Annotated in this window: 25 protein-coding genes; 21 read left to right on the top strand and 4 right to left on the bottom strand. The window is 46.3% G+C overall.

From position 1 onward, the window contains the following. The 7 genes from ACQKMP_RS27535 to ilvA all read left to right on the top strand — a co-directional run. Positions 1-201 (top strand): hypothetical protein (locus ACQKMP_RS27535; RefSeq protein ID WP_427472104.1); only part of this gene is annotated, 201 nt, incomplete at its 5' end. Positions 202-505: 304 nt separating this feature from the next. Further along, a complete protein-coding gene (gene purM / locus ACQKMP_RS27530) occupies positions 506-1,546 on the top strand; it encodes a phosphoribosylformylglycinamidine cyclo-ligase (protein ID WP_042184751.1) in 1,041 nt (346 codons plus the stop codon). After that, positions 1,546-2,163: a phosphoribosylglycinamide formyltransferase gene (gene purN, locus ACQKMP_RS27525; RefSeq protein ID WP_076286942.1), complete on the top strand. Its 618-nt coding sequence runs from the start codon at positions 1,546-1,548 to the stop codon at positions 2,161-2,163. The genes purM and purN overlap by 1 nt, the downstream gene beginning before the upstream one ends. A gap of 161 nt (positions 2,164-2,324) precedes the next feature. Further along, complete coding sequence (gene purH / locus ACQKMP_RS27520) at positions 2,325-3,872, top strand: bifunctional phosphoribosylaminoimidazolecarboxamide formyltransferase/IMP cyclohydrolase (RefSeq protein ID WP_076121669.1); 1,548 nt, start codon at positions 2,325-2,327, stop codon at positions 3,870-3,872. Between the two features lie 23 nt (positions 3,873-3,895). Further along, positions 3,896-5,161 carry a phosphoribosylamine--glycine ligase gene (gene purD / locus ACQKMP_RS27515; protein ID WP_042184757.1) on the top strand — a complete coding sequence of 422 codons (1,266 nt, stop codon included), beginning with the start codon at positions 3,896-3,898 and terminating at the stop codon, positions 5,159-5,161. Positions 5,162-5,447: 286 nt separating this feature from the next. Next, positions 5,448-6,743 carry an SEC-C metal-binding domain-containing protein gene (locus tag ACQKMP_RS27510; RefSeq protein WP_188114728.1) on the top strand — a complete coding sequence of 432 codons (1,296 nt, stop codon included), beginning with the start codon at positions 5,448-5,450 and terminating at the stop codon, positions 6,741-6,743. Positions 6,744-6,937: 194 nt separating this feature from the next. After that, on the top strand, positions 6,938-8,200 hold the full coding sequence (ilvA, locus tag ACQKMP_RS27505; RefSeq protein WP_042184762.1) for a threonine ammonia-lyase IlvA: 1,263 nt from the start codon (positions 6,938-6,940) through the stop codon (positions 8,198-8,200). 86 nt (positions 8,201-8,286) lie between these two features. On the opposite strand, the gene ACQKMP_RS27500 is transcribed toward ilvA, so the two are convergent. Next, entirely contained in the window at positions 8,287-9,228 is a 942-nt protein-coding gene (locus ACQKMP_RS27500) for a hypothetical protein (protein WP_339244726.1), read from the bottom strand. A 47-nt stretch (positions 9,229-9,275) separates the two neighbouring features. Continuing rightward, a complete protein-coding gene (locus ACQKMP_RS27495; protein ID WP_427472100.1) occupies positions 9,276-9,938 on the bottom strand; it encodes a DUF1129 family protein in 663 nt (220 codons plus the stop codon). A 183-nt stretch (positions 9,939-10,121) separates the two neighbouring features. On the opposite strand from ACQKMP_RS27495, the gene ACQKMP_RS27490 reads away from it, so the two are divergent. The 8 genes from ACQKMP_RS27490 to corA all read left to right on the top strand — a co-directional run bounded on the left by ACQKMP_RS27490 (position 10,122) and on the right by corA (position 17,391). After that, on the top strand, positions 10,122-10,325 hold the full coding sequence (locus tag ACQKMP_RS27490) for a hypothetical protein (RefSeq protein ID WP_042184766.1): 204 nt from the start codon (positions 10,122-10,124) through the stop codon (positions 10,323-10,325). A gap of 235 nt (positions 10,326-10,560) precedes the next feature. After that, on the top strand, positions 10,561-11,391 hold the full coding sequence (locus ACQKMP_RS27485) for an alpha/beta hydrolase family protein (protein WP_042124053.1): 831 nt from the start codon (positions 10,561-10,563) through the stop codon (positions 11,389-11,391). 85 nt (positions 11,392-11,476) lie between these two features. Further along, a complete protein-coding gene (locus ACQKMP_RS27480) occupies positions 11,477-12,253 on the top strand; it encodes a DODA-type extradiol aromatic ring-opening family dioxygenase (RefSeq protein ID WP_427472098.1) in 777 nt (258 codons plus the stop codon). Between the two features lie 243 nt (positions 12,254-12,496). Then, positions 12,497-13,594: a DUF3048 domain-containing protein gene (locus tag ACQKMP_RS27475; protein WP_427472096.1), complete on the top strand. Its 1,098-nt coding sequence runs from the start codon at positions 12,497-12,499 to the stop codon at positions 13,592-13,594. A 202-nt stretch (positions 13,595-13,796) separates the two neighbouring features. Next, positions 13,797-14,414, top strand: a complete 618-nt coding sequence (locus tag ACQKMP_RS27470) for a DUF47 domain-containing protein (protein ID WP_042184774.1) — start codon at positions 13,797-13,799, stop codon at positions 14,412-14,414. Between the two features lie 13 nt (positions 14,415-14,427). Next, entirely contained in the window at positions 14,428-15,420 is a 993-nt protein-coding gene (locus tag ACQKMP_RS27465) for an inorganic phosphate transporter (RefSeq protein WP_042184776.1), read from the top strand. Between the two features lie 115 nt (positions 15,421-15,535). Further along, positions 15,536-15,730 (top strand): hypothetical protein, encoded by a 195-nt coding sequence (locus tag ACQKMP_RS27460; RefSeq protein WP_427472093.1) that lies wholly within the window; start codon positions 15,536-15,538, stop codon positions 15,728-15,730. Positions 15,731-16,431: 701 nt separating this feature from the next. Beyond that, positions 16,432-17,391, top strand: a complete 960-nt coding sequence (gene corA, locus ACQKMP_RS27455; RefSeq protein ID WP_379425762.1) for a magnesium/cobalt transporter CorA — start codon at positions 16,432-16,434, stop codon at positions 17,389-17,391. A 16-nt stretch (positions 17,392-17,407) separates the two neighbouring features. Here the strand turns inward: corA and ACQKMP_RS27450 are convergent, their stop codons facing one another. Beyond that, a complete protein-coding gene (locus tag ACQKMP_RS27450) occupies positions 17,408-17,977 on the bottom strand; it encodes a tyrosine protein kinase (protein ID WP_149647572.1) in 570 nt (189 codons plus the stop codon). 430 nt (positions 17,978-18,407) lie between these two features. Between ACQKMP_RS27450 and ACQKMP_RS27445 the strand changes: the two genes are divergently transcribed. The 4 genes from ACQKMP_RS27445 (at position 18,408) to rlmD (ending at position 22,184) form a co-directional block, all read left to right on the top strand. Next, complete coding sequence (locus ACQKMP_RS27445; RefSeq protein WP_019913624.1) at positions 18,408-18,698, top strand: YerC/YecD family TrpR-related protein; 291 nt, start codon at positions 18,408-18,410, stop codon at positions 18,696-18,698. A 3-nt stretch (positions 18,699-18,701) separates the two neighbouring features. Further along, a complete protein-coding gene (locus ACQKMP_RS27440) occupies positions 18,702-19,472 on the top strand; it encodes a sirohydrochlorin chelatase (RefSeq protein ID WP_427472089.1) in 771 nt (256 codons plus the stop codon). Between the two features lie 229 nt (positions 19,473-19,701). Next, a complete protein-coding gene (locus ACQKMP_RS27435) occupies positions 19,702-20,592 on the top strand; it encodes a diacylglycerol kinase (RefSeq protein ID WP_042184783.1) in 891 nt (296 codons plus the stop codon). Between the two features lie 107 nt (positions 20,593-20,699). Further along, positions 20,700-22,184, top strand: coding sequence for a 23S rRNA (uracil(1939)-C(5))-methyltransferase RlmD (rlmD, locus tag ACQKMP_RS27430; RefSeq protein WP_427472087.1), 1,485 nt, complete (start codon positions 20,700-20,702; stop codon positions 22,182-22,184). A 230-nt stretch (positions 22,185-22,414) separates the two neighbouring features. Here the strand turns inward: rlmD and ACQKMP_RS27425 are convergent, their stop codons facing one another. Then, positions 22,415-24,205, bottom strand: coding sequence for a flavocytochrome c (locus tag ACQKMP_RS27425; protein ID WP_427472086.1), 1,791 nt, complete (start codon positions 24,203-24,205; stop codon positions 22,415-22,417). A 272-nt stretch (positions 24,206-24,477) separates the two neighbouring features. On the opposite strand from ACQKMP_RS27425, the gene ACQKMP_RS27420 reads away from it, so the two are divergent. Further along, the gene (locus ACQKMP_RS27420; RefSeq protein ID WP_427472084.1) at positions 24,478-26,064 is read left to right on the top strand and encodes a sensor histidine kinase; all 1,587 of its coding nucleotides are present in this window, start codon (positions 24,478-24,480) and stop codon (positions 26,062-26,064) included. Further along, the gene (locus ACQKMP_RS27415) at positions 26,033-26,821 is read left to right on the top strand and encodes a response regulator transcription factor (RefSeq protein ID WP_427472082.1); all 789 of its coding nucleotides are present in this window, start codon (positions 26,033-26,035) and stop codon (positions 26,819-26,821) included. The genes ACQKMP_RS27420 and ACQKMP_RS27415 overlap by 32 nt, the downstream gene beginning before the upstream one ends. The last annotated feature ends 55 nt before the right edge of the window (positions 26,822-26,876 follow it).

The following is a 26,876-nucleotide window of genomic DNA, read 5'->3' as shown; positions in this document are numbered from 1 at the left end:
GCTAGTCTCGCTAAGGTAGGCGCTCGGCTGCGCCCAAAGCGCCAAGAGCAGCTCACCAAGCTCGTCCCTGTTTGCTGCGCAAATGCAGGACCCGCTAGTCTCGCTAAGGTAGGCGCTCGGCTGCGCCCAAAGCGCCAAGAGCAGCTCACCAAGCTCGTCCCTGTTTGCTGCGCAAATGCAGGACCCGCTTGTTTCGCTTAAGGAGGTGCATGGCGCAGCTCATGCACCGAGGTCTTGAGGTCCGTGTGCAAGGCGCGCACTGCGGCTTGCAGTAGGGTGAAAGCGGTGGTTGGAGGGAGTTATGGAGAGGAAGTTTGGAACTGTAGAAGCGTAGCGTTCGCCTTTATGTTTGGATTTCTACCGCGATGAGCGGTTAAATCAGGAAATCCAAACATAACAGCGATCGGAAGTCCAAACATTCCTCGGAATAACTCCAATAACCACCAAAAAAATCCCGAATGCCCCACAAACGCGCTCTAAATTAAAATAAGATGAGGTGTCCCAAGTGTCGGAAGCTTATAAAAACGCCGGAGTGGATATTGCGGCTGGTAATGAAGCGGTAGAACGCATGAAAAAGCACGTAAAACGTACTTACCGTCCAGAAGTAATGACGGATCTTGGTGGGTTCGGAGCGCTGTTTGGCCTCAATAAAGATAAATATGAAGAGCCAGTGCTCGTATCGGGAACTGATGGTGTAGGCACGAAGCTTAAGATCGCGTTCGCTGCGGATCGCCATGACACGATTGGGATCGACGCTGTAGCTATGTGCGTGAACGACATTGTAGTGCAAGGCGCGGAGCCGCTATTTTTCCTCGATTATCTGGCTTGCGACAAAGTCGTACCGGAGAAAATTGAAGCGATCGTAGCAGGAATCGCAGAGGGCTGTCACCAAGCAGGTTGTGCGCTGATTGGCGGCGAAACGGCTGAAATGCCGGGCATGTATTCAGCGGGTGAGTATGATATCGCTGGATTCACAGTTGGCGTTGCTGACAAAGCGAAGCTGGTAACAGGCGCTAACATCGCTGCTGGAGACACAGTGATTGGTTTAGCTTCTAGCGGCGTGCACAGCAACGGCTTCTCACTGGTGCGTAAGCTTTTGCTTGAGGAAGATGGATATGGCCTGAATGATGTGCTTCCGGAGCTTGGAGCTCCGCTTGTGGATGTACTTCTTGCACCAACTAAGATTTATGTGAAGCCTTTGCTGGCGCTGCTGGAGCAGCTTCCGGTGAAAGGGATGGCACATATTACGGGTGGCGGATTCATCGAGAATATCCCGCGCGTATTGCCTGACGGTGTAGATGTGGAGATTAATTACGGATCGTGGCCGATTCTGCCGATCTTCGGATTGATGCAGAACAAAGGAAACGTAAGCAACCGTGATATGTTTACTACTTTTAATATGGGAATTGGACTTGTTCTGGTAGTAAGTAGCGCTGATGGAGAACATGCTCTTGAACTGCTCAAAGCGAGCGGAGAAGAGGCTTTTATCATTGGTAAAGTGACAGAAGGGGAACGCAAAGTAACCTTTACTGGAGCTGAAGTGTGATGCAATGGAGTCGAATCGCTGTTTTTGCTTCTGGGCAAGGCAGTAATTTTGCTGCACTGATCGATGCACAGAGAGCAGGCTTGCTTGGTGAGGGCAATATTGAGTTGCTTGTATCCGACAAGCCAGAGGCACCTGTAGCTAAGCGAGCGGAGGATGCGGGCATTCCCGCCCTCTTGCTGCGGCCAAAAGACTTCGCCAGCCGTGAACTCTACGAAGCAGAGATTGTAGCAGAGCTTCAGCGGCGGGAAATCGGGCTGGTTGTGCTGGCAGGATACATGCGTCTTATTACGCCAGTGCTTTTAACGCCGTATGCTGGACGAATTATTAACATTCATCCATCGCTGCTGCCTGCTTTTGCAGGAAAAGATGCAATCGGACAAGCGCTGGATTATGGCGTGAAGCTGACGGGTGTTACTGTGCATTTTGTCGATGGAGGTATGGATACCGGGCCTGTTATTGCTCAGCGCAGCGTAGCCCTGCAGGATAACGACACGGCGGATTCATTGGCAGAACGTATTCATAAGGTTGAGTATGAGCTGTATCCCGAAGTGGTTGGTGCTTTTGCCAGCGGGAAAGTGGAACTGAGTGGAAGAAAGACGATTATCCGCGAAAAGTAAGCTGCACCGCAGCCATTCGAAGTTTTGGATCGACATTTGGTGACAGACCGAGATGTTTCAGGGTATTTCTCGGGAAATATTGCATAAGCGGCGTTATGTGTCGCGTTGTGGGTTTTCTTCATATTAAATCGCACGTACAACCTGAAGGAGGACTATTCAAAGTGAGTATCAAAAGAGCGCTAGTCAGCGTATCGGATAAACAAGGTATCGTGGATTTTTGCCGCGAGTTGTCTGCATTAGGCGTAGAAATTATCTCTACAGGTGGAACAAGCACGCTTTTGGCTAAAGAAGGTGTTCCAGTTATCGGGATTTCCGATGTGACAGGATTCCCAGAAATCATGGACGGACGTGTCAAAACCTTGCACCCTGCTGTACACAGTGGATTGCTTGCGGTTCGTGATAACGAGGAACACACGCGTCAAATGAAGGAGCTTGGTCTGGACTACATCGATCTGGTTGTTGTGAATCTGTATCCGTTCGCGGAAACGATCGCAAAACCTGACGTATCTTACGAGGAAGCCATCGAGAATATCGATATCGGCGGACCTACGATGCTGCGTTCTGCGGCGAAGAACCATGCTTTTGTGAGTGTAGTGGTGGATGCTAATGACTACGCTACTGTACTTGAAGAGGTTCGCGCAGGTGGAGATACAACGCTAGAAACACGCAAACGTCTTGCGGCAAAAGTGTTCCGTCATACGGCGGCTTACGATGCCTTGATTTCCGATTATTTGGCTAACGTTACTGGCGAGCCTCTGCCAGAGCGCTACACCGTGACTTATGAGAAAATTCAGGATCTGCGTTATGGCGAGAATCCGCATCAAAAAGCGGCGTTCTATCGCAAGCCATTGGCGGCACTGGATACACTCACTGCGGCTGAACAATTGCACGGCAAAGAGTTGTCTTATAACAATATCAACGATGCTAACGCAGCACTACAAATCGTGAAAGAATTTGAAGAGCCTGCTGTCGTAGCGGTTAAACATATGAACCCTTGTGGTGTAGGTGTGGGTGAAAGTGTATACGAAGCTTATCAAAAAGCTTACAACGCGGATCCAACTTCTATCTTTGGTGGGATTGTAGCAGCAAACCGGATTATTGATGCAGACACAGCGAACCTGCTGAAAGATATTTTCCTCGAAATCGTGTTGGCACCAGGCTTTACGGAAGAAGCACTGGAAATCCTTACGAAGAAAAAGAATCTCCGTTTGCTCAAAATCGGTAACCTTAGTACGGCTAGTGCGCGTAAGAGCAGCTTTGTAGTTACCTCTATTGATGGAGGAATGGTTGTACAGGAGAGCGATGTGCACTCTGTGAACCCAGATGATCTACAAGTCGTTACGGACCGTAAACCAACCGAGGAAGAATTGAAACAATTGTTGTTCGGATGGAAAGTAGTTAAGCATGTGAAATCTAATGCGATTGTGCTGGCTGCTGATGATATGACCGTTGGCGTAGGTGCAGGACAGATGAACCGTGTTGGTGCAGCTAAAATTGCAATCGAACAAGCTGGTGAAAAATCTAAGGGAGCCGTACTCGCTTCCGACGCGTTCTTCCCAATGGGCGATACGCTTGAAATGGCAGCAAAAGCAGGAATCACTGCAGTGATTCAGCCAGGCGGCTCCATTAAAGACGAAGAGTCAATTAAGGTCGCTAATGAGTATGGTATTGCTATGGTCTTCACAGGCGTCCGTCATTTCAAACACTAGAGCACTGGGAGGATCATATTCGGATGGATATTTTAGTGGTTGGCGGCGGCGGCCGGGAACATGCGATGATTTGGAGTCTATCCCAAAGCCCCAAGGCAGGTAAAATCTATTGCGCACCCGGCAACGCCGGGATTGCGCAGTTAGCCGAATGTGTGCCGATCGGAGTATTTGAGTTCGATCGTCTGACGGCTTTTGCGAAAGAGAAGGAAGTAGGTCTTGTTGTAATCGGCCCAGATGATCCGCTCGCTGCTGGGATTGTGGATGCTTTTGAAGCACAGGATATTCCTGTGTTTGGCCCACGCAAGAATGCGGCGGAGATCGAAGGCAGCAAAACCTTTATGAAGGATCTTTTGCATAAATATAATATTCCGACAGCAGCCTATGAGAAGTTCGACGACTATGAAGCTGCGCTAACTTATTTGCGGGAACAGCCGCTTCCGATCGTAATCAAGGCAGATGGGCTGGCTGCAGGAAAAGGCGTGACGGTTGCTTATTCGTTGGAAGAAGCAGAGCAAGCGCTCGCTGATATTATGGTCACTAAGGTATTCGGTGAAGCAGGCGCTCAGGTTGTTATTGAGGAATTTCTAGCTGGACAGGAAATGTCGATTCTGGCTTTTGTCGATGGAGAGACGGTACGTCCTATGGCTGCTGCCCAGGATCATAAGCCCGTATTTGATGGGGATAAAGGTCCTAATACCGGCGGAATGGGTACCTATTCGCCTTTACCACATATTGATGAGGCTATTATCCAAGAAGCGATCGAGACCATCATTAAGCCGACAGCAAAAGCTATGGTGGATGAAGGTCGTCCCTTTAGCGGTGTACTATTTGCGGGACTGATGATTTCTCCAGAGGGTAAACCAAAGACGATTGAGTTTAATGCTCGTTTCGGTGATCCTGAGACTCAGGTCGTGTTGCCTAGACTCAAGAGCGACTTGCTAGAAATCTTTCTGGCGGTCACAGAGGGCAGACTTGCAGATATCGACATTGAATGGAGCGACGAAGCGGCTGTATGCGTAGTTCTCGCTTCGGGAGGATATCCAGGGCCTTATTCAAAGGGTGTACCGATTGAAGGTCTTGAAGACAGCCAAGGAGGGCTGATCTTCCATGCTGGTACGGCGCGTGGTGAAGACGGAAGCTGGGTGACGAATGGTGGTCGGGTACTAGGCGTGGTAGGCCTAGGTGCTACGATTGCTGAAGCTCGTGTTGCAGCTTACGCTAGAGCCGAAGGAATTTCTTTTTCCGGAAAACAAAGCCGCAGCGACATCGCTATGAAAGCTTTGGTATAAGGATAAAGAACTGTATCTAGCATTTTTTGCGCTTAAAGTCCTAAAAAAGGACTGACAAGTGATAGAAGAAGTGCTATAATACTACACGTACGGGGGAAAATGTGCGGATATATACAGATAAGGGTCTTTCCGATCATGGGAAGGCCCTTTTAAATCGGAGTCCTTCAGACTTTGTGAAGTAACCTTATAAAGGATGCCTCGTGCCTGGAAATGATGATACTTATAGTGCATACTAGCGATACGCTTATGGCGAATGGCTACTCACAGATTTAAGGAGGAATTCGTTTTGAGTAAGATTGGAAGAAATGACTTGTGTCCTTGCGGAAGCGGGAAAAAATATAAGAAATGCTGCCTTGGTAAAGAAACTTCTGCAGTAGAGTCCATCATGCAACTTGTAAACAAGGAAGAAGCGGCAGCTAGCGAGACTGTGGCTGAGAAACAGGAACCCGTAGCACAACCTGAAGTGAAGCTAACCCTTGCTACGCTCAGAAAAAAAGTGTCACGTGATCTGAATTGGGAGCATCCAGCACATGAACAACTGGCGCTGCACCTTATTGAGAGCATGAGAGAAAGCTATGATAGAGAGCTTATTTGGGAAGCTCTAGTTCTGTGGAATGGTTATTCCCGTAAGACTAAGCCTGCTGTGAAGAAAATGGGCTCTTTCTGCGCGGCGATCGAATTTATTTTGTCTGAGGAATATGGCTTCTCCCTAACACAAGCGGATCTTGCTACCAAACATGAGGTTACTACGCCTACCATCTCTAGAAAAGTCAAAGAGATGCTCAATTACATTGAGGAATACGGCATGGGTGGTGCGGAAGAAGAATTACTTTTGCTGAATATCTCAGGCAGTCCGAAGGATCAGGAGCAAGCACTATTACAAAAGGCTATGCAAACCAATTCATCCAACCGCCGGATACAGTTAGCTGAAGCCGCATTAGAGGTTTATCCGGACAGTCCGGATGCTTATCTCATTTTGGCTGAGGAAGCAGAGAATGAAGCAGATGCTCGTGCTTTTCTAAAAGCAGGGATGGATGCAGGTGAACGTGAGCTTGGAGAAGCCTTTTTCGCTGAGAACAAGGGACATTTCTGGGACCTCCACGAGACTCGTCCATACATTCGAATTTGCAAAAGCTATGCCGACTCTTGTTGGTTTAGCGGAAATGCAGAAGAAGCACAAAAAGTACTTGAGCACATTTTAGAGCTGAATCCTGAAGATAACACAGGTGCGCGTTACCTTTTAACGGCTGCGTATCTCTACACCAACAAGCTCAAGAAGACAGAAAAGGTGCTGGAAAAGTTCGGCAATGATGCAGCGGCGACAGTAGCTTACGACCGGATGGTCTTAGAATATAAGAAGAATGGGATTACTTCCCAACTGAAAATGTTGTACCGCGTAGCGCGGAATGTGAACAAGCATGTGCCGGATTATTTGTTAGGGATCAAAAGATTGCCGCATAATCTTCCGGATTTTGTGGGAATGGGCGACGCTAATGAAGCTATCGAATATGTGATTGTACACTCGCGTTTGTGGACAAGCCTACCTGATCTGCTGAAGTGGATGCTGAAGCAACAGGATTAGTAGAATTCAGATCTTGGACGGACATGAACTTAAAGAGGCTATGGGAGATTCCTGTAGTCTCTTTTTTAATATAAGAAAATAAGATTTGCATCAATAATTGTATTGCATACAGCGGACAATGCTTGAAAAAATGTCTTTGGGAGAGTATGTTTACAAGAAGTAGAATGAATAGATGATAGTGAGGCGAGAGGGTTATGAGAGAAGAGGAAGACCGAATCGTAGGAATGGAAGATATCGTACGGGCTCATCACGTACTGCGGGAGGTCATCATCCGGACTCCACTACAGCGTGACGCCGTACTATCGGCCAAGTATGATTGCGATGTATATTTGAAGCGCGAAGATTTGCAGATTGTCCGTTCTTTTAAAATCCGCGGAGCTTATAATATGATTCGTAGTCTATCCGCAGAAGATAGAGCTAAAGGTATTGTCTGCGCGAGTGCAGGAAATCACGCACAAGGTGTAGCCTATTCCTGTAAGGCACTTGGAATTAAGGGCAAGGTCTATATGCCCAGCACTACACCTAACCAGAAGGTTAAGCAAGTTCGACGGTTCGGCGGTGAGTTTGTTGAGGTCATTCTGAAGGGCGATACCTTCGATGATGCTTATGATGAAGCTCTGCAAGCTTGTATAGACCATGGTATGACATTGATCCACCCGTTTGATGAGCCGAGAATTATTGCAGGCAATGGGACAATTGCGATGGAAGTAATGGAGAATCTGGACCATCCTGCGGATTTTATGTTCGTAACGATTGGTGGTGGCGGCCTGGCAGCAGGAATAGCCACTTATGTGAAGACGGTGAGTCCATCCACTAAGTTGATTGGTGTGGAACCGCTTGGTGCTGCTTCAATGACTGAAGCAATTAAGCTTGGAGAAGTGGTAACGCTAAAAGAAATTAACAAGTTCGTGGACGGAGCGGCTGTAAAGCGCGTTGGTGGACTGACTTATGATATTTGTTCCCGGCATCTGGATGACATCGTGATGGTACCTGAAGGCAAGGCTTGTACCACCATTCTGGAGCTGTATAACGAGAACGCTATAGTAGTTGAGCCAGCCGGTTCCTTACCTATCGCAGCACTTGATCAATACCGTGATCAAATCCGCGGGAAGACGGTCGTCTGTATCATTAGTGGGGGTAACAACGATATTGACCGTATGCAGGAGATCAAAGAGCGGTCACTGATTTACGAAGGCTTAAAGCACTACTTCATGGTGAACTTCCCACAACGGGCAGGTGCCCTGCGTGAGTTCTTGGACGAAATCCTCGGTCCAGAGGATGACATTACCCGTTTCGAGTACATCAAGAAGCATGATAAAGAGAATGGTCCCGCGCTTGTAGGCATAGAGCTATTGTCCATTGAAGCTTATGAACCACTTATCGAACGGATGCAGCAGAAGGGTGTAGATTATGTAGAAATCAATAAGGATTCCAATCTCTTTAACATCCTTATTTAATTTCTTTCATCACTTTAATCATTTCGTTAATGAACATAGAAAGGCCCGTCCCAGAATGAATGGGGACGGGCCTTTTGTAGATCATACTAGAGAGGTAATTCAGTCTTACGGTATTGTTCGACTTCATCTGTTAATTTATAATCTTTGTCTTTCATCAATTTCATGAAGCCATCTAGTTTCTGCAGGAATGGGCTGTTGTCTTTATTCTTGGTGAGAATGCTAGAGTAGGCTTTCTGCGCCTCCAAGTCCATTTCAAGATTGTCATAATGGAAAAGGGGCGTGTTATTCTGGCCGTAAAACGTATTGTTAACATAGATAGAATATAAGGATTTCACAGCTGAAATTCGGTTCGATTTCGGATGATTTTGAATAAATTGCTCTTGAGATAGTGCTCGCGCAGCTACATCGGTCCAACCAATGACCAGCCCGTTATCCTTGGAGGAGGGCAGATCAGACTCCGTAGCCATAATGGATAGATACGCGCTGATATCGTCAGTGACATAAAGCTTATATTTGCGGTAAGCCTCATAATCGATCACCGGGAAAAAAGTGCCTTCCGCGGTCTCCAGTTTATATCCATTTTCGCTGGCACTCTTCAGCAGTGTGCGCAGAGTGAGATCTTCTGTGGCATCAGCAAGGGTCTTCATACTAGCGCCAGCCTTATAGATGGCGGTGAGCTTCCGCTGGACATTGCTGGTACTGAATTTGCTCTCCCACGCCGGAAGCGCCGCCTTGTGCAAATTCTCAAGCTTTAGTGTCATTATCGTGGCACGATACGAACCTACCGCATACATATTGGCGTTCAAATATTTAATAGCTTCGGGTAACTTGTTAGAGGAAGACAACAGCGGCAATGCTGCTTTATAGATAGCCTCCGCATGATTATTGTTTGCTGTCAAAGCATTTGCCTTAGTGCCTCCCACAGGAGGGCTGGCAGCGCCTTCAGCTTGAATCGTTCCTATAGGTACCGCGCCTAGTCCCAATGTTACTGCTAGAACAGAATAGAGAATATATTGCTTCTTATTCATGAAAGTTCCCCCTGTCTATCGGATGAAATATGGGTGGAGCATGACTTTTATTTTCTAAAAAATATAAACTTTAGTCCAATTGCCCCAATCAGGGAAACAATTAAGCTTACCCACGGGGATAAAGCAATGACCGGAAACAATCGGTCGAGGTACAAGCCAATGAATACGGCAACTACGGCGATTCCGATATAGACGCCAAGGCCCTTGATATCAAAGGGCTTGGCTTTAGGTGCATCCCCCTCAGACAAGGAGGTTAACCATTTCATAATAAGTTCTATCAAGATAATGGAACCTGCCCCAACAGCGAAGAGGGTGAAGAGGCTAATCTCTCCGAACATCCCAGGTGATCCGTTAGTCCATTGCAAGAAGAGTCCACCTATAGCAAAGATCCCGAACAAACAGGTTAGAGCCGCGCAGGGAATCATCAAGTAATAGTTCCATTTGCTGCGTGCTGAGCGTGTGGGAACGCTGTCTATGATCTCTTTAAAATAATCATCCGGATTCTCGCCAAACACCTGTTTAGCGTTTTTACCTTTTTTTTGTTCTTTCAGAAGCAGCTTGGCTGCATCCAGTAAAAGTTCTTCAGCGCGGAGAGCTTCTACCCTACTGGCGCGCATCGTCAGGATCATATCTTCAAAATAGGATCGATTGAAAGGCGTCATCTGCTCACGCAGGGCGTTATTTTCCTTAATCATATCTTTCACTTTCATAATAGGGATGTAAACCTCCAGTAGTGTTAATCGGTATAGTCTTTAACCTAGAGTATACGTTTGCCTGACAGGTCAGCGCAAGGACAAGCATTTCTATTTTCCTATGCATAATCCTTTTATAAGAGTGAACACTGATAATGTTGTTGCTTGATCAATATAGCTTTGGGAAAGGTTGGGAGCTTTATGGAACATGAGAACAAGAAAGAACAGGACAGTGTCATGGGCAACGGTTTCGAGCCTACGCCCAATCATTCAATGGGCGATTGGGGCGGCTCTGATGGATTCAGCATGTGGAATTCCACAGAAGAACCAGCAACAGAGGGTGCGCTTAAGGATTGGGAAGGCAGTCAAGAGACCCATGAGATGTTTAACGACAGCTATGATTGATTGACGACCCTGGAAGCTCATCATACGATTGAAAAACAGCCAGTCTTCATTATTTTGGAGACTGGCTGTTTGACGTTCCGGTTTATACTCCGAATTTGCTCTTGCAAATTACTAAGATCTGTCCCGTTTCTGTTGACAATATGAACGAAATCTTTATAATAAGAATATAATTCACACTAAGTTAATCGGAATTCTAATAAATTAAAATAATGATTAAATATAGGAGGTTACGGCAATGGAACGGAATATTGTAATTCGGCATAACGGCGAAGAATTGACAGCGAGCATCCATTATCCGAGTAAAGAGAAGGGAACTTCCACACGTTGCAAGGACAGATTGCCATTAGCTGTAATCTGCCATGGATTTGTGGGTAACCGGATTGGAGTCGATCGGATATTTGTCAAAGCAGCTCGTGAGCTGGCGCAAGATGGGTATATGGTCATTCGATTTGATTATGCGGGCTGCGGCGAGAGCAGTGGTAATTACGGCGGTGAGGATATGGAGTCGATGATCGCTCAGACTAGAGCGGTTCTTGATTACGGAATTAGCTCTGCCGATGTGGATCCACAGCGTGTGACGCTTATTGGCCACAGTCTGGGTGGGGCGGTTGCGCTTCTGACAAGTATTCGTGATCGCCGCGTGAAGAATCTCGTGCTGTGGGCCTCCGTGGGTTACCCCTTCAATGATATTGTGAAGATCGTAGGGCGGGAGGCGTATGACCGTTCGGTGAAGAATGGATCGGCGGATTACGTGGGCTACTCATTCACACCGGTATATTTCAATTCTTTGGCGGCCTTCCAGCCTTTCCAAGAGGCTAGTAAATTCAGTGGTGATGTGCTCGTCATTCATGGTACGTCTGACGATGTCATCCCCGTGGATTATGCATTCCTTTACCAGAAATTATTCTGGACACGTCCTGAGGGACGATGCGATAAAGAGATCATTTTTCAAGGTGATCATACCTTTTCTTCTGGGCCAGCACAGCAGCAGCTGCTTAAGCGGACAAGAGAGTGGATGAACGAACAGGAGCATGTGCAGACAGAGTGGCAAAATTGGATGATATAGGTGATGGACTTTGCTCGCAATAACTTGAAATTAGCGGTAAAATAAAGATGCACACCATATACTGGGTTATGGAGGTTGGCATCCTATGAAATTACCGTCATTTTTTATCGCGCACGGTTCTCCGCTCCTCGCACTGGAGGATAACGAGTATACCCGTTTTCTGGAGCGGCTTGGTCAAGAACTAGAAGCACCACGGGGTATAGTAGTATTCTCAGCGCACTGGGATAGCCCAGAACAGCTACTCACCATGGATGAGAAGCACGAAACACAACACGACTTCTACGGATTTCCTGAAGAAATGTATACGCTGACCTATCCAGCCCCAGGCGATCCAGCTCTAACTAAGCGGATTTCCGAGCTCTTTAAGGGTAACAATCTTTCACATCAGCCCGTTCTGGGGCGAGGACTCGATCACGGAGTCTGGGTAATACTGAAAAAAATGTTTCCGAAAGCCGATATTCCGGTAGTCGCTTTATCCGTCGATTCACTACGTTCTCCCAAGGAACAGTACAATATCGGGCGGATGTTAGCCCCTCTGCGTGACGAAGGCATACTGCTGATAGGAAGCGGTGGACTTGTTCACAATTTGCGGATGCTTAATGAAAGTGATCAGCCTGAAGAGTGGGCGCTTGAATTCGATGAGTGGATTGCCAAGGGGTTAGAATCTTGGGATTTACCTTCACTGTTTGCTTATGAGAAAAAAGCTCCGCATGTTCGTGATGCGGTTCCATCTTACGGAAGAGAGCATTTCGCACCTCTCTTTTATACGATGGGAACAGCGGATGGCAGCAGGAAGGCAGAGCGAATATTTCAAGCGTATCAATATGGGACATTAAGCCTCAATTGCTGGAAGCTAGACTAAATGGATAAGATACACGCAGGGTACAGCCGGAGATCGGCTGTGCCCTTTTTTTAAATATAAGAAAGTAAAAGTTTCACGCTATGCATTATCCTTATATTTCTCGCTTAAACGTATATTGTCCTAATAAGGACGCTGAAGTCGATTACACTTGATGCAAGCGGATCAAGACAAATGGGACTGGCTGTGATTAAATGGAAGAAACCAGTTAAGATACATAAAACGTTTAGGAGGAACTACAAGCTTATGAAAGTAAACTGCTCTTCTTCCCGTCTATTATCTGCCCTTGTACTAAGTACCCTATTGCTCTCCGCTTGCGGAACAGAGAGTGCAAATAATGTAATTGCCCCGACACAGCAACCTACAGCAGATCCCGCTCCAATTGAAACGATCCAGCCATCGCCTACAGCAGATCCATCTGCTGAACTCGTTTCCGGATTAACAGGTCTTCCCGTTTCTGAAAACAGTCTCCCACGTCCCTTAGCTGTTATGATTAATAATGCTCCAGCGGCCCGGCCACAGTCGGGGGTGAGTGAAGCGGATATTTTATATGAGGTCCTTGCTGAAGGTGGCATTACGCGGTTGATTGGTATTTTTCAAAGTCATACCGGAGTGGTCAAAATCGGACCGATTCGCAGTATTCGCCCTTATCTGCTCGATATTGGCGAGAGCTACGGTGGTGTGACGGTGCATGCCGGGGGGAGCCCCGCGGCTTATGCTATTTTGCAAAAAGAGAAAAAAGCAGATATGGACGAAATCGGTCGTGCCGGAGCTTATTTCTGGCGGGACAAAGCACGTAAAGCCCCTCATAATCTCTACAGTAATGCAGCGAAGCTGCGGGAAGGTGCCGAGAAGTTGGGTTATGAGAAAAGTGTGAAGGTGCCAGGGTATCTTTTTAACAATCCAGATTACATACCGGCAGGCGGAGAACAGGCCGCTGAGTTTAGCGTAAACTTCTTACTTAAAAGCTATAAAATTGACTATAAATACGATACTCAGCTCCAGACTTATCAGCGTTACGTGAATGGTAAACCACATTTGGATCTGAATAACAATAAGCCAGTAGAAGCTGCAAATGTGATGGTGATGGGTTCCGATCATAAAGTGCTTGATGATGTTGGAAGACTTCAGGTTGACGTGGAGCTTGGTGGTGAAGCGCTGCTCTTTCAGCGTGGACAGGTCACAAAGGGCAGATGGTCGCGTGAGCCAGGTGATGTGATTCGGTTTGTGAAGGATGGTAAAGAAGAGCTAATGTATCCAGGAATCACCCATATTTTGGTTGTCCCTAATTCACCTTCATTTAGCAGTCATGTGGTATACGGCGGAGCAGATAGTGCAACCTAAGAAAGTCGGAATATCCAGTGTTATACAGATTTGTGTTCGGAATTATGGGTAAGTGTTAATAGAGTGTAAAAAAGTTCATTTCTATAGCTTCTATACCTTCTACGGATATGTTAAGATAACAAGGGTTGTCATTCATTTTCATGCTTTTTACATATGGGTGACTCTGTACTCACGGTAATATTATGTAAAGGGGTTTAAAACAATGAAGTTGAGAAAAAAGGACATATTCTTTGAGACGCTGGAAAATATGGCGGATACCATTGTCCAAGCTGCAGATTATTTTGCTCAGAATATCACTGATCTCCAGAATAATGTCGATAGTTTCGCTGCAGAGATGAAGAAGTACGAATCCCAATGTGATACTTACACGCACACCGTAATTAAGGAATTGAACAAGACGTTCATTACGCCACTTGAGCGTGACGACATTATGGACTTGATTACAAGCATGGATGATGTCATTGATGGCTTGGAGGCATCTGCCTCACGTTTCTATATGTACAACCTTCTTGACCCGGATGAATACATTGTACAATTTGCCGAAATCCTTCGTCAGTGTGCTTATGAAATCCAAAAAGCGGTTCATTTGCTTTCCCAGAAGAAGCTGCTGGCCATTCGTGAATATACGATCCGTTTGAATGACCTTGAGAATCAAGGGGACGAAGTCCTTCGTATTTGTACCAAAGCTCTATTTGAAACCGTTAAGGACCCGATTGAGCTGATTAAGCGCAAGGAATTATATGAGCGACTCGAGACCACTACAGATAAATGTGAAGATGTAGCCAACATGTTGGAATCGATCATCATGCGCAACTCATAAGGGGTACTAGAATATGGAAACATCGATATGGATTCTTGGAATTGTTATATTTCTCGCGCTTGCGTTTGACTTTATTAATGGTTTCCATGATACGGCCAACGCGATTGCTACCTCTGTCTCTACACGTGCGTTAAAACCTCGAACAGCTATTATTATGGCGGCACTGATGAACTTTGTCGGAGCTTTGATGTTTACAGGTGTAGCTAAGAAAATTGGCGGAAGTATCACAGACCCCACGTTGTTGGAAAATGGTCTGGATATCATAATAGCCACGCTGATTGCTGCGATTATTTGGAATTTGATCACCTGGTGGCTCGGAATTCCGTCCTCCTCCTCTCATGCACTGATCGGCGCTTTGGCTGGTGCAGTATATGTGGGTGCAGGTTCGTCGCATATTAACTGGGGCGGATTTGTGGAAATTGTCGAGGGCTTGATCTTCTCGCCAATTATTGCATTTGTTATCGGTTATATCATCATGACAGTCCTGAAATGGATTTTTGCAAAGCGTAGTCCACATACGGTTAACAAGGGCTTCCGCTCCATGCAGGTTGTGACGGCGGCATTACAGTCGTTTACTCATGGTACGAATGATGCGCAGAAGGCGATGGGGATCATTACCTTTGCCCTCGTTACATCAGGACGCCAAGAGACTATGGATGTAATCCCTCTATGGGTTAAGGTTGCTGCGGCTACGGCTATGGCACTCGGTACCTCCATTGGTGGTTGGAAAATTATCAAGACCATGGGTACGAAGATTTTCAAAATCGAGCCGATCAACGGCTTCGCGGCTGATATTTCCGCGGCTTCCGTTATTTTCTCGGCAACACTGCTTCATTTGCCAGTCAGCTCCACACATGCGATTACTTCAGCGATCCTGGGTGTTGGCTCTGCGAAACGCTTCTCTGCCGTGAAATGGGGAGTAGCTGGACGTATTGTAGTTACCTGGTTTATTACGATTCCAATCAGTGCGGTATTAGCCGGTCTGATTTTCAAAATCATTTTTTAAATCCCTTTAATAAAAAGATGTCAGTTAGCCTTTGGCTGCGGACATCTTTTTTTGTTGTTTGGGTGGTGAGGGGGAAGAGCGGTATAAGTCCCGTAGAAATGAGGGAATTGGGCGATTGGAGGGGAAAGAGCGGTATAAATCCCGTAGAAATGAGGGAATTGGGCGATTGGAGGTGGAAGAGCGGTATAAATCCCGTAGAAATGGTGGGATTCGGCGATTGGAGGGGAAAGAGCGGTATAAATCCCGTAGAATTGACGGGATTCGGCGATTGGAGGGGAAAGAGCGGTATAAGTCCCGTAGAATTAGCTAATTTACGTCGAAAAAGCATAAAGAGGGGCATAAATACCCCAGAATTGAAAAAATAGCGACGAAGAAGGGAAAAGAGGGACATTTATACCCCAGAATTGGTGAAATAGCGTCGTATAAGCATAAAAAGGGGGATAAATGCCCCTGAATTGGCGAAATATCGTCGTATAAGCATAAAGAGGGGTATAAATGCCCCTGAGTTGGCGAAATATCTTCGTATAAGCATAAAGAGGGGTATAAATGCCCCGGATTTGCAGAGTCTAGCCGTACAACCGAGAGTGGTTAAAGCTTGGATAAGGTGCGTATGAGCTTATGTCTGGACGTAGCTATTTGTGCATCTGTCGAATCTAGGCGGCGGTTAGAATTTAAACTAACTAATCCTTAAACAAATCACTTGATACGATTTGATTAAATTAACTACGGTGACAACCCAACCCAACCCAACCCTATCTACTCTATCATTCTATCCCCGCCATCTGAGGAGCATCGTTATATACACAATGAGCCGAATGATCAGAGGGAGAAGAGGATGAACGAAACTTACTAAAGAGTATTCCATCCTTTCCGGAATGGGACGCTATAGAATAATGAAACCTCAGAGCTATGACTTCTCGGCTGAGATTCTTTTTTGTTATTTTTGGAAGACTCCACTTCTTGCGGTACAATAGATGCGTGGAAGAAGATGAAGCGGAGGAACATTTATTTATGATACGTACACTTGCGGTGACGCATACAGGTGAGGTGCTGACAGACATACCTTTGCAGGATATCCGGCGGGAGGATTATGCATGGATATGGGCAGACTTTGCTACACCTTCGGCAGAGGAGACGCTGCTGCTGGATCACTATTTTCATTTTCACCCTTTGGCGATTGAGGACTGTATGCATGTGCTGCAGCGGCCGAAGCTGGATCATTATGAGGAAGTACAGTTTTTTGTACTGCATGCGCTGAATGAAGAGACGCTGGATGCTGAAGAGATTGACCTTTTTTTGAGTGCGAATTACCTCGTGTCCTATCATCATCAGGAAAAAACAGAGATGAATGAAGCTTGGGAGCAGGTGAAGCGTGAAATACATAGTCGTAAAGGCTGGTCGGGTGGTCCGATGGCGGCTGCATATACTGTAATGGACAAGCTGGTAGATAAGTATTTTCCATGCCTCTATAGTTTAGAGGACGAGCTTGCGGATCTGGAGAGCAATGGCGGCAGTGAGTCGGTGGAGGATTTGATGAGCCAAGTGTTTAATGTGCGCGGAAGGCTGCTCAAGATGCGGCGGACGATTGTGCCGATGCGCGATTTGATGTACCGGATCGTGAATTCGCAGCATGTCCAGAGCAACGGTGAGGAACGGATTTATTTTGGCGATATCTATGACCATTTGTTAAAACTGTCGGATATGATTGAGGCGGATCGAGAAATGACTGCGGATCTACGTGACAGCTACATTTCTCTTAACTCCAACCGGATGAATTCGATCATGAAAACACTAACAGTAATCACCACCGTATTCATGCCGCTGACGCTGATCGCCGGAATTTATGGGATGAACTTTGTAGTGATGCCTGAACTCGAATGGAAGTATGGGTATTTTGGCGTTCTGCTGTTTATGCTGGTGGTGGGTGTTAGCATGTTCAGATGGTTCCGGCGTAGTGGATGGTTTAAGTAAAAATAAAACGTCACCGCTATTTGCGGCGACGTTTTCCGGTAGAGGGAGTAGAGCGCCGGCGTGTGGTTGTAGTAGATTTACGACGCCCGGAGGTGGAGCGTCTTTTTTTGCGCCGACTCGGGCTGTACAGTGCGGCATCCTCTTCGGCTGCCAGTGCGCCTGCTGCTCCTTTTCCTTTGCCGAAGCTACCCATGAAGAGCTTAACCATCGGAGCCATCTGCTGGAAGCCGGACATCACTTTCTGCACTTTACCCATGGAGTTTACGATCCCGTCAATACCGCCCATTCGGTCGATGATACCTTTGATTTGCTCCATATTCCCACCGATTCCGCCCCCGCCGCCTAAACCGCCTAAGCCGCTAAGCAATCCGGCAAGCCCGCCGCTTGCCTTTGTTGTAGCTTCAGCAGCAGGAAGCGCTAGAGCTGTTTCAGTGGCAGCTTCTGCTCCTAAAGCGGGAAGGATTCCGCTCTCTCCTGGGGGGGATGAAGGCGCATATGGACTGAGCCCGGGGTAAGCAGATGCATTATAAGTATCGGTCAGTGAACGCTGGTTCCGGCGGGAATGATTATAGTAATGATCAGGCATAATATCACATTCCTTTGTTAGTGGTTTGCTATACTGTATGTCATGGGCGAACATACGGTATAGACGAATGCCCGGGTTACCCGTGATAGGAGCGGAAAAGGGCGAATGCCTATAATCGTCTTTAAGAAGTGAAAAAAGCGTGTACATGCTTGATTTTCGGCGCTTATGTAGTACTATAGTGTAGGTGCTATTTCTTATGTAGGAAGAAACAAACGTAGTTTGATACATATTGAGTGTGCGCCACGGGTGGACGTTTGTCCATCGATTTCACTCTTTACAGCGTGAAATCGTTAATGCTTGAAAAATGCGCTCCAGTGCAATATAGTAAAGGCAGGATAGTCGCATGAGGTTTATGTTTCCGGAGCTAGTTTTGTACGGAGCTTAATTAGAGAAACTAATGCTGATAGAACTTTTAGGGGATGAAAAGCTGATGCAACTTAAGAAGTTGAATGATAAAAGTATCGACCAATTATTTGAAGCTATTTTAACGTTAAAAAATATGGAAGAATGTTACGTGTTCTTTGATGATTTGTGCACTGTGAACGAGATTCAATCGCTGTCGCAGCGACTGGAAGTAGCGCGTATGCTCGGCAAAGGCTCCACCTACAACCAGATCGAAGCAGAGACGGGTGCAAGTACAGCTACGATTTCCCGTGTAAAACGTTGCCTGAACTATGGCAATGACGGATATAAATTAACGCTGGAACGTTTGGGACGCTAATTTATGGTACCGGGCGTACTTATTATCAGTCATGGCTCTCGCGATAAGGCTTGGGTGTCAATCGTAGAGGAGGCCGTAAGCGGATTATCGCTAGGTGAAGAGATTCCTGTTGTGGTCTCTTTTTTAGAGCTGGTAGAGGGCCGTCTGATTCAAGATGGAATAAATGAGCTGGAACACGCAGGGATCACAGATATTATTGTGATCCCATTGTTCGTTTCCTCAGGAAGCACACATGTCGATGAGATAGAATATGCACTTGGCGCCAAACCTGAGCCTGAACGTGAGACGGATTTAGCGCTGTTCTCAGTGAAGGCTAAAGTTCACTACGGTTATCCTATCGACGATGATCCAGACATCGTTGTAATGATCTGGGACAAGCTACGTGAGCTGTCTACGGAACCGAAGCGAGAGACGATTTTGCTTGTGGGCCATGGCAGTGTATATGATGGCTTCCAGCAGCGCTGGCAGAAAGGTATATCTTCGCTGGCGGGACGTGTACGTGAGGTAAGTGGCGTAGCGGCGGCCGACTATGGTCTGCTGAGTCCGGATAGTATAAGAAGCAAGGTAGAGTATTGGCAAGAGCAGGGTCACGAGGTTCTGGTGGCGCCGCTTTTTTTGAGTGAAGGCTATTTTACTAAGCATGTGGTTCCTAACAGACTTAAAGGGTTAACCTATAAGTATTCTGGTCAAACGCTTCTGCCCCATCCCCTTCTTCCGCATTGGATTGAGAGACAGGTAGAGACACTCCTCGAACAGATTCGAATGAAACGATAAAGCACCTACCCTTGAGCACACTTAATCATAAAAAAAGTGCCCACATCTGTGGATAATACGGGATTTGTTGCATACACATATAAATAGTTGTTTTTCTCTAAACTTAGTGTCATTAATTGCTGTATAATGGAATATTTGCATGAAAGGGCCTTTAACATTGATTGTAGTGGTCCGAATTAGGTATAATCAATTAGGTTATTCTATTATAAAAACAGGTGGCGTTCCGGTAATGAAAACTGCGAGATTGATTTATAATCCCACTTCTGGACGGGAAGAAATGAAGAAGCGGCTCGCCGATATTTTGGACCGGCTGGATATTGGTGGCATTGAAGCTACCTGCCATGCAACAACCGGAGAAGGCGATGCTATGCTAGCTGCTGCAGATGCAGTAGAACGCGGTTATGATTTGATCATAGCAGCCGGTGGCGATGGCACTTTAAATGAGGTTATAAATGGTATGGCGGAGAAGCCTAATCTTCCCCCGCTCGGCGTTTTGCCGCTTGGTACTACTAATGATTTTGCACGTGCAATGGGGATCCCGAAGAACTGGGAAGATTCCTGTGATCTGATCATTCGCCAAGAGACACGTCCGATTGATATCGGTAAGGCAAATGACCGTTATTTTATTAATATAGCAGGCGGCGGTAGTCTAACCGAACTGACATATGAAGTTCCTAGTAAGCTGAAGACCATGATTGGGCAGCTTGCGTACTATTTAAAAGGTATTGAAAAAATGGTCAGCCTATCTCCTCAGGAACTAATCATTCGTGCCAATGGGCAGGAAGTTATTCATGATGAGTTCATGCTGTTCCTGATTGCAAATACGAATTCTGTTGGCGGCTTCGAAAAGCTTGCTCCCGGCGCTCGGATCGATGACGGTCTATTAGATGTTATAGCGGTTAAAAAATGCAACCTGGCAGAGTTTGTCCGTTTGGTCAGATTGGCTCTTCGTGGCGAACATTTGAATGATAAGAAGGTTATTTATTTCCGTACGGATGCGATGGATGTAATCTCTCCAGGACATGTCCAATTGAACTTGGATGGCGAACTGGGTGGAGAATTGCCAGGGCGATTCCGGATTTTGCCACAGCATTTGCGGATTTTTGCTGAAAATAACTAAGCTAAGAGCGATTGTAGATGATTGTGGGATATATAGTTATGATAATGAGTGAAGGCATTTAATTGGGTTTATACAGCGATGATAATGAAAGAAGTGAACTATAAATAATGAGTAAACACCGCAGTGGACGCAGCACCAGCCGCCCAGTCGGCAAGGCGCCTGTCGCCGGACTGCCTGTGAGTAAAAATGATGAGGTTATGCTCGATATTATCGGCATGACCCATGAAGGTGAAGGGGTAGGCCGCGTAGAAGGCTTTACCCTTTTTGTGCAGGGAGCCCTTCCCGGAGAGAAGGTCCGGGCAAAGGTGCTCAAGACCAAGAAGCAGTATGGCTACGCCAAGCTGCTGAATTTAGTAGAGGCGAGCAGCGCCCGCATCGCGGCGCCTTGCGAGATCTATGACCAATGCGGCGGCTGTCAGCTGCAGCATATGGACTATGCGGCTCAGCTGGTGTGGAAACGGCAGCTGGTGGTGGACAACCTGGAGCGGATTGGGAAGCTCCGGGTGAGTGGTGGTGGCGGAGACGCTGGAACGGATCAGGCAGCGGGCATTCTCGTCCGCACAACACTGGGCATGGACGAGCCTTGGCGATATCGCAACAAGGCTCAGGTGCCGATCGGCGTAACAGAAGGCGGCCTTGTGGGTGGCTTTTACGCGCGGGGAAGCCACCGGATCATCGATATGGAAACATGCTTGATTCAGCATGAAGATAACGATGACGTTGTGCGCAAGGTGAAAGAAATCGGACGGAAACGCGGCATTACTGCTTACGACGAAGAATCCGGCAAAGGCTTACTGCGTCATGTCGTAGTAAAGAAAGCCTTCCGTACTGGTGAGATGATGCTCGTACTCGTCACTAATGGCGAACGCATCCCACATCTGGACGAATGGATCACTGAGATCCGCCGTGAAATCCCAGCTGTTACAAGCATCTGCCAGAACGTGAATACTAAGCAGACGAACGTAATCTTCGGTGATACAACACGTACCCTTTGGGGGAACGATGTTATTTACGATTATATCGGCGATGTGAAATTCGCGATTTCTGCCCGTTCTTTTTATCAGGTTAACCCGGCTCAAACTGAAGTTCTTTACGGTAAGACGGTAGAGTATGCAGGACTTACGGGAAACGAGACTGTTATAGATGCTTATTGCGGCATCGGGACGATTTCATTGTTCCTTGCACAGCATGCTAAACAGGTCTACGGTGTAGAGATTGTACGTGAGGCGATTGAGGATGCACGGGCGAACGCCACTTTGAATGGTATGGATAACGTGGTGTTTGAGGTAGGCGCATCTGAGGATGTAATCCCTAACTGGAAAGAGCAGGGGATTACGGCAGATGTTATTGTGGTCGATCCTCCGCGTAAGGGCTGCGATCCACGACTTTTGGAGACGATTCTGGCGATGAAGCCGGAGCGTGTGGTTTATGTATCGTGTAATCCATCGACACTGGCAAGGGACTTGCGGGTGCTCGAAGATGGCGGGTATAAGACAGTGGAGGTAACTCCGGTGGACATGTTCCCGCATACAGTGCATGTAGAATCGGTAGCTTTGTTGGTGAGGAACTCTTGTCAAGTAGACACTAAATAATTGGACAATATTAATTCCACTAACGGAGAACGATAAAAGAGCCGCGAGTTAGACGAGCGTAGCCTCTAGGCTTCATCATAAAAAACCGCCCTGTTCGCAATGTTGCTTACAGGGCGGTTTGCTATGTCATAGAGGGCAGCTTGAAAGTTAGCAGTCAACCTGCACTCAACAAACTATCTTGCATTTTTTTAAGGCTAACTTATTAATAGAGCAGTTACACAATCATAAGATTACTCTGCTACAACTTGTTTGCCTGCAATCCGGCCGAATGTGAAGATATCAGCGATGGCATTACCGCCAAGACGGTTTGCACCATGAATGACCCCTGTTACTTCACCTGCAGCGAACAGCCCAGGGATGACTTCGCCTTTTTCATTCAATACGCGAGTCTTCTCGTCGATCACCAAGCCGCCCATTGTATGGTGAACGGATGGTACAGCTTTTTCGATGTAGTAAGGGCCTTTTTCAAGAGATTTCAATCCACCGCGATGTTTGAAATCAAGGTCTTTACCTGTTTTCGCATAATCATTTACTTTATTAATCGTTTCTTTCAAAGTGTTCACGTCAATTTTGAAGAAATCAGCCGCCTCTTCAATCGTATCGGCTTTAAAGAGCAAGCCTTGTTTAACGAGCTGATCGTATTCGTCTTGATGAACTTCGATCGTTTTACCAATATCCTCAATGCCTTGATTCCATAATTGATACGTATATCCACCCGTTTGGGCAAGAATTGCTTTAGAAATAACGTCACGACGTTCTAATTCCTCAACGAAGCGCTTGCCTTCTTGGTTAATCAGGATCGCACCATCGAAGCGGGAGTCTGCAACCAGGGAAATAACACCTGTCTCAGGATTACAGATTGGATACGTTTGAATACTCTCCATATTTGTCAGTTTGGCGCCAATCGTTTCTGCCATAACGATACCGTCACCTGTAGATCCTGGTGTATCGGTAGACATATATTTTTCATCCATTTTAGGGTTATACTTTTTACGCATCTCTACATTGGATCCAAAACCACCGGTAGCGATGATGACGCCTTTGTTCGCATGGAATGTGATCTTGTCGCCAGTACCCGAAGTCGCAGTTACACCGGTTACTTTGCCGCTTTCATCCTTCAGCAAGGTTTCGGCTTTCATATTCGTTTTGATCGTGATTTGATCAGCGTCTGTTTTGGCTTTTAACTTAGTAATCAATTCAACCCCTGTATGACCTACAGGAATCAACGCACGTTTTCTGGAATGGCCTCCAAATTGGAACAGATGATCAGGTAAGAACTCTACCTTGATATCATCGCGCAGCCATTCGGCAGATGTTAGAGCATTGTCGGCAAGAATACGAACCATCTTTGGATCCCCGAGGTTGTCTCCGCCTTTCATCGTATCATTATAGAATAATTCAGCCGTGTCATCTGTGATGCCAAGAGCACGTTCAACCCAGTTGTCCGGCGCATTCATCTCACCACCGGAGATCAATGTGTTGCCGCCAACAGCTGGCATTTTCTCGAGCAGAACTACATTAGCTCCAGCGCTCTTCGCTTCGATAGCCGCACTAAAGCCAGCACCCCCGGCACCGATGACGACAACATCATAGGTTTGCTCGGCTTCTTCTTTGTCTTTGCTTTTACTGACTGCAGCGCCAGCGACAAGGGTAAGTCCAGACTTCGTAATTGCATCTTGAATGGCTTCGAGATATCCTTTGCTTGTAACCGTAGATCCGCTAACGGCATCAACTTTTGCGCTGTTAGTTGCCATGACATCTTGCTTGAGCTGCGTATAAACAGGTTCTGCAAGTACTTCATTTTCCTTATGCTCTGTTACTTTAATGTCAGTGATCTTGTTATCTAATAAGGAAACTTGTACTTTAATATCGCCATGTTTACCATGCCCAACTCCTTCAAAGACTTGAACTCCGTTTGCATCTGCAGCGGGTGCTGCGTCTTTACCGCCGCAGGCAGCAAGCGTGAACATAAGACTGAGGACTAGTAGAATAGATAACAGCTTTTTCGTGTGAGTTCGCATAATATCTCCTTCATTCTGTTGTGAATTGGTTACATACATTAGGGAGAGGAAGATTTGCTAGGCAAATCCTTTATCTCTAGCCTAGACATGAATGTTATTTCATGTGAAAATATGCACAAGACCTATTATAGATTTAGTACAGCATTATGTATTTGCACAGATTAGCGTTTTTTTGTCTTTTTCGGGCATGTAAGAAACGGATATTGTGAAGGGCTATGATTACAATGAGATCAATTCACTTAAAAATTACGTTAATCGCAGGAGGCTGCTTCTTGCTGCTGTTCGTTGCATTGCTTGTAACAATATATTTGGAGATGAACCATACGGTTGTCCCTTTGAATAAGAACTTAACGCAGCAAGTGGTTAATGCACGCAGCGACCAGATCAATTATTGGTTTAATCAGCGCATCGGAGAGATAGACATGCTTGCTTCTCTAGCTTCGGACCATCATTGGACACGAGATGAATTGCTGCAAGAGATCGATAAGTTTGAGGCGAAGAAGCAAGTAGAGTACGAATCCATACGCGTGGTGGATATTCACGGAAATTCCTGGTCAGTAAGGGACAAGCCTTTTTCGATATTAAACCGACCCTACTATCGAAAACTGCTGAATTCAGATTCCAATTATGTGGTGAGCAATCCGATCGTATCCAAAGCGAATGCAGCCGAAATCGTCGTCATTCTCTATCGCGTGAATCCATCGGTGAATGATGAGGTAGCTTATATTGCCGCAGCCGTCTCCGTCAAGAAGATGAAGGAGATTGCTCAAGATGTAATGCTATATGACCAGTCAGGCCAGCTTATCATCGATTGCAGAGAGCTGGGTGAAGGAGATGGAGCGGAGGATGCAGCAGATAAGAAGAACATGAGTGTATTTGAGGCTCCAATTCAAAATGTGGAAGGCTGGAAGCTAGTACTCGAAGTACCAAATTCAAGTCTATCGCTCGCGGTGATCAAAACCCAGCGGACTGCATTACTGGTAGGCGTTCTTATCGGTAGTGCGTTTATCGTCTTTCTGATGCTGCTTGCTTCTTCCATTATTCGTCCAATTCAGTCGCTTCGCCAGGTAATGGAAAATGTGCAGAACGGCAACCAAACCATACGAGCAGATGTTACGCGCTCGGATGAGATCGGCGATCTTGGGCGAAGCTTCAATGACATGCTTGTTCAATTATACGCTGTGGAGCAGGACCGAAAGGAGATGGAACTCAGACTGATTCATGAGCAGATCAAGCCGCATTTTTTATACAACACATTGGATACGATCCAGTGGATGGCAATGGAACATGGAGCAGACAATGTGGTGGAGATGGTGGAAGCGCTTAGCGCGTATTTTCGATTAGGGCTTGGCACAGGCAGTCCCTACATTCTGCTTGATCAGGAGTTGTACCATGTCGAGAGTTATCTTCATATTCAAGGCGTGCGATATGAGGAGATTCTGGACTACGAGCTTCGATATGATGAAAAGCTTGCTCAGTGCCAAGTCGTTCGCTTCATGCTGCAGCCGTTGGTGGAAAATGCGATTTATCACGGGATTAAGCCACTTGGGGATCAAAAGTGCAAAATTTCGATCACAGCATATAAACAGGTAGATTATTTGGTCATTAATGTTGAAAATAATGGGGTTATGATTCCTGAAGAGAAGCTTGAACAGATAAATCAAGCCCTAATTGATGATAAATATGATCGTTCTGCCACAGGCTTTGGGTTATACAGTGTAAACCATCGCATTCGACTAGCTTACGGGGTGCCATATGGCCTTGCAGTGAAGAGCGAAGATGGCATTACTGTTATGGTCATTCGAATACCTTTGGAAGGGGAGCGGAATGAAGATGTGGAAGATTGTCATCGTCGATGATGAAACGATCATTCGCAAAGGCTTGCGACGATACATTGAGGAGAGTTCGTATCTTTTTGAAGTTGCAGGAGAAGCGAAAAGTGCAAACGAAGCATTGAATATGGTGGAGGAAGCCCCACCACATGTATGTCTTGTGGACATCAACATGCCGAATATGAATGGGCTCGATCTGATAAATATATTGCGCGAACGCTGTCCGTCGGTTCTGGTTGTAATCATCAGCGGCTACGATAACTTTGAATATGCGCGTCAAGCCGTGCAACTGCAAGCATTCGATTATGTATTGAAACCTGTGCCGAAGAGTGATCTGAACAAGCTGCTTCATCGGATCGATGAGCATCTTCAGGCAAAATATCCTTTGCATTCACATGAAAGCAGGGTGGATAAGGAGCTGGGGCTTCCCGGGTATACAGGGGATGGAACAGTGCTTATCCAAAAAGTGACCGAGTATATTGACAGTCATTATCAGGATCCGGAGCTGTCTATTACTCGAGTAGCAGCGCTATTTCATATCAACCAAACCTATCTTAGCAAGCGTATGAAGCAAGAAATCGGTGCTTCATTCCTTGACTATGTCACCGAGCTTCGGATATCGAAGGCGAAGGAGATTCTGGATGACGTAATGCCGAATATCAAAATCGGGGATCTGGCCGTGAAGGTAGGGTATAAGAGCCAGTACTATTTTAGTCGTGTGTTCAAAAATAGAGTCGGTTCAAGCCCCTTAGAGTACAAAAAGCATCCGTTCGGTTATGGATAGGGCATCAAGTTAGTAGAAAAATTAGGCGCCACCATATATAAACACGACGCAACCT

Origin of the sequence: Paenibacillus sp. NPDC101420 (assembly GCF_050277435.1) — a bacterium.
Classification (GTDB): Bacteria; Bacillota; Bacilli; order Paenibacillales; family Paenibacillaceae; genus Paenibacillus_AQ.
Note: the sequence above shows the minus strand (reverse complement) of the source record. Positions and strands in the feature narration are given on the sequence as shown.

Coding starts and splice junctions, on each gene's coding strand:
- purN (WP_076286942.1), top strand. CDS start 1,546: ATGCAATGGAGTCGAATCGCTGTTTTTGCTTCTGGGCAAGGCAGTAAT.
- purD (WP_042184757.1), top strand. CDS start 3,896: ATGGATATTTTAGTGGTTGGCGGCGGCGGCCGGGAACATGCGATGATT.
- ilvA (WP_042184762.1), top strand. CDS start 6,938: ATGAGAGAAGAGGAAGACCGAATCGTAGGAATGGAAGATATCGTACGG.
- ACQKMP_RS27500 (WP_339244726.1), bottom strand. CDS start 9,228: ATGAATAAGAAGCAATATATTCTCTATTCTGTTCTAGCAGTAACATTG.
- ACQKMP_RS27495 (WP_427472100.1), bottom strand. CDS start 9,938: ATGAAAGTGAAAGATATGATTAAGGAAAATAACGCCCTGCGTGAGCAG.
- ACQKMP_RS27490 (WP_042184766.1), top strand. CDS start 10,122: ATGGAACATGAGAACAAGAAAGAACAGGACAGTGTCATGGGCAACGGT.
- ACQKMP_RS27485 (WP_042124053.1), top strand. CDS start 10,561: ATGGAACGGAATATTGTAATTCGGCATAACGGCGAAGAATTGACAGCG.
- ACQKMP_RS27480 (WP_427472098.1), top strand. CDS start 11,477: ATGAAATTACCGTCATTTTTTATCGCGCACGGTTCTCCGCTCCTCGCA.
- ACQKMP_RS27475 (WP_427472096.1), top strand. CDS start 12,497: ATGAAAGTAAACTGCTCTTCTTCCCGTCTATTATCTGCCCTTGTACTA.
- ACQKMP_RS27470 (WP_042184774.1), top strand. CDS start 13,797: ATGAAGTTGAGAAAAAAGGACATATTCTTTGAGACGCTGGAAAATATG.
- ACQKMP_RS27465 (WP_042184776.1), top strand. CDS start 14,428: ATGGAAACATCGATATGGATTCTTGGAATTGTTATATTTCTCGCGCTT.
- corA (WP_379425762.1), top strand. CDS start 16,432: ATGATACGTACACTTGCGGTGACGCATACAGGTGAGGTGCTGACAGAC.
- ACQKMP_RS27450 (WP_149647572.1), bottom strand. CDS start 17,977: ATGCCTGATCATTACTATAATCATTCCCGCCGGAACCAGCGTTCACTG.
- ACQKMP_RS27445 (WP_019913624.1), top strand. CDS start 18,408: ATGCAACTTAAGAAGTTGAATGATAAAAGTATCGACCAATTATTTGAA.
- ACQKMP_RS27440 (WP_427472089.1), top strand. CDS start 18,702: ATGGTACCGGGCGTACTTATTATCAGTCATGGCTCTCGCGATAAGGCT.
- ACQKMP_RS27435 (WP_042184783.1), top strand. CDS start 19,702: ATGAAAACTGCGAGATTGATTTATAATCCCACTTCTGGACGGGAAGAA.
- rlmD (WP_427472087.1), top strand. CDS start 20,700: ATGAGTAAACACCGCAGTGGACGCAGCACCAGCCGCCCAGTCGGCAAG.
- ACQKMP_RS27425 (WP_427472086.1), bottom strand. CDS start 24,205: ATGCGAACTCACACGAAAAAGCTGTTATCTATTCTACTAGTCCTCAGT.
- ACQKMP_RS27415 (WP_427472082.1), top strand. CDS start 26,033: ATGAAGATGTGGAAGATTGTCATCGTCGATGATGAAACGATCATTCGC.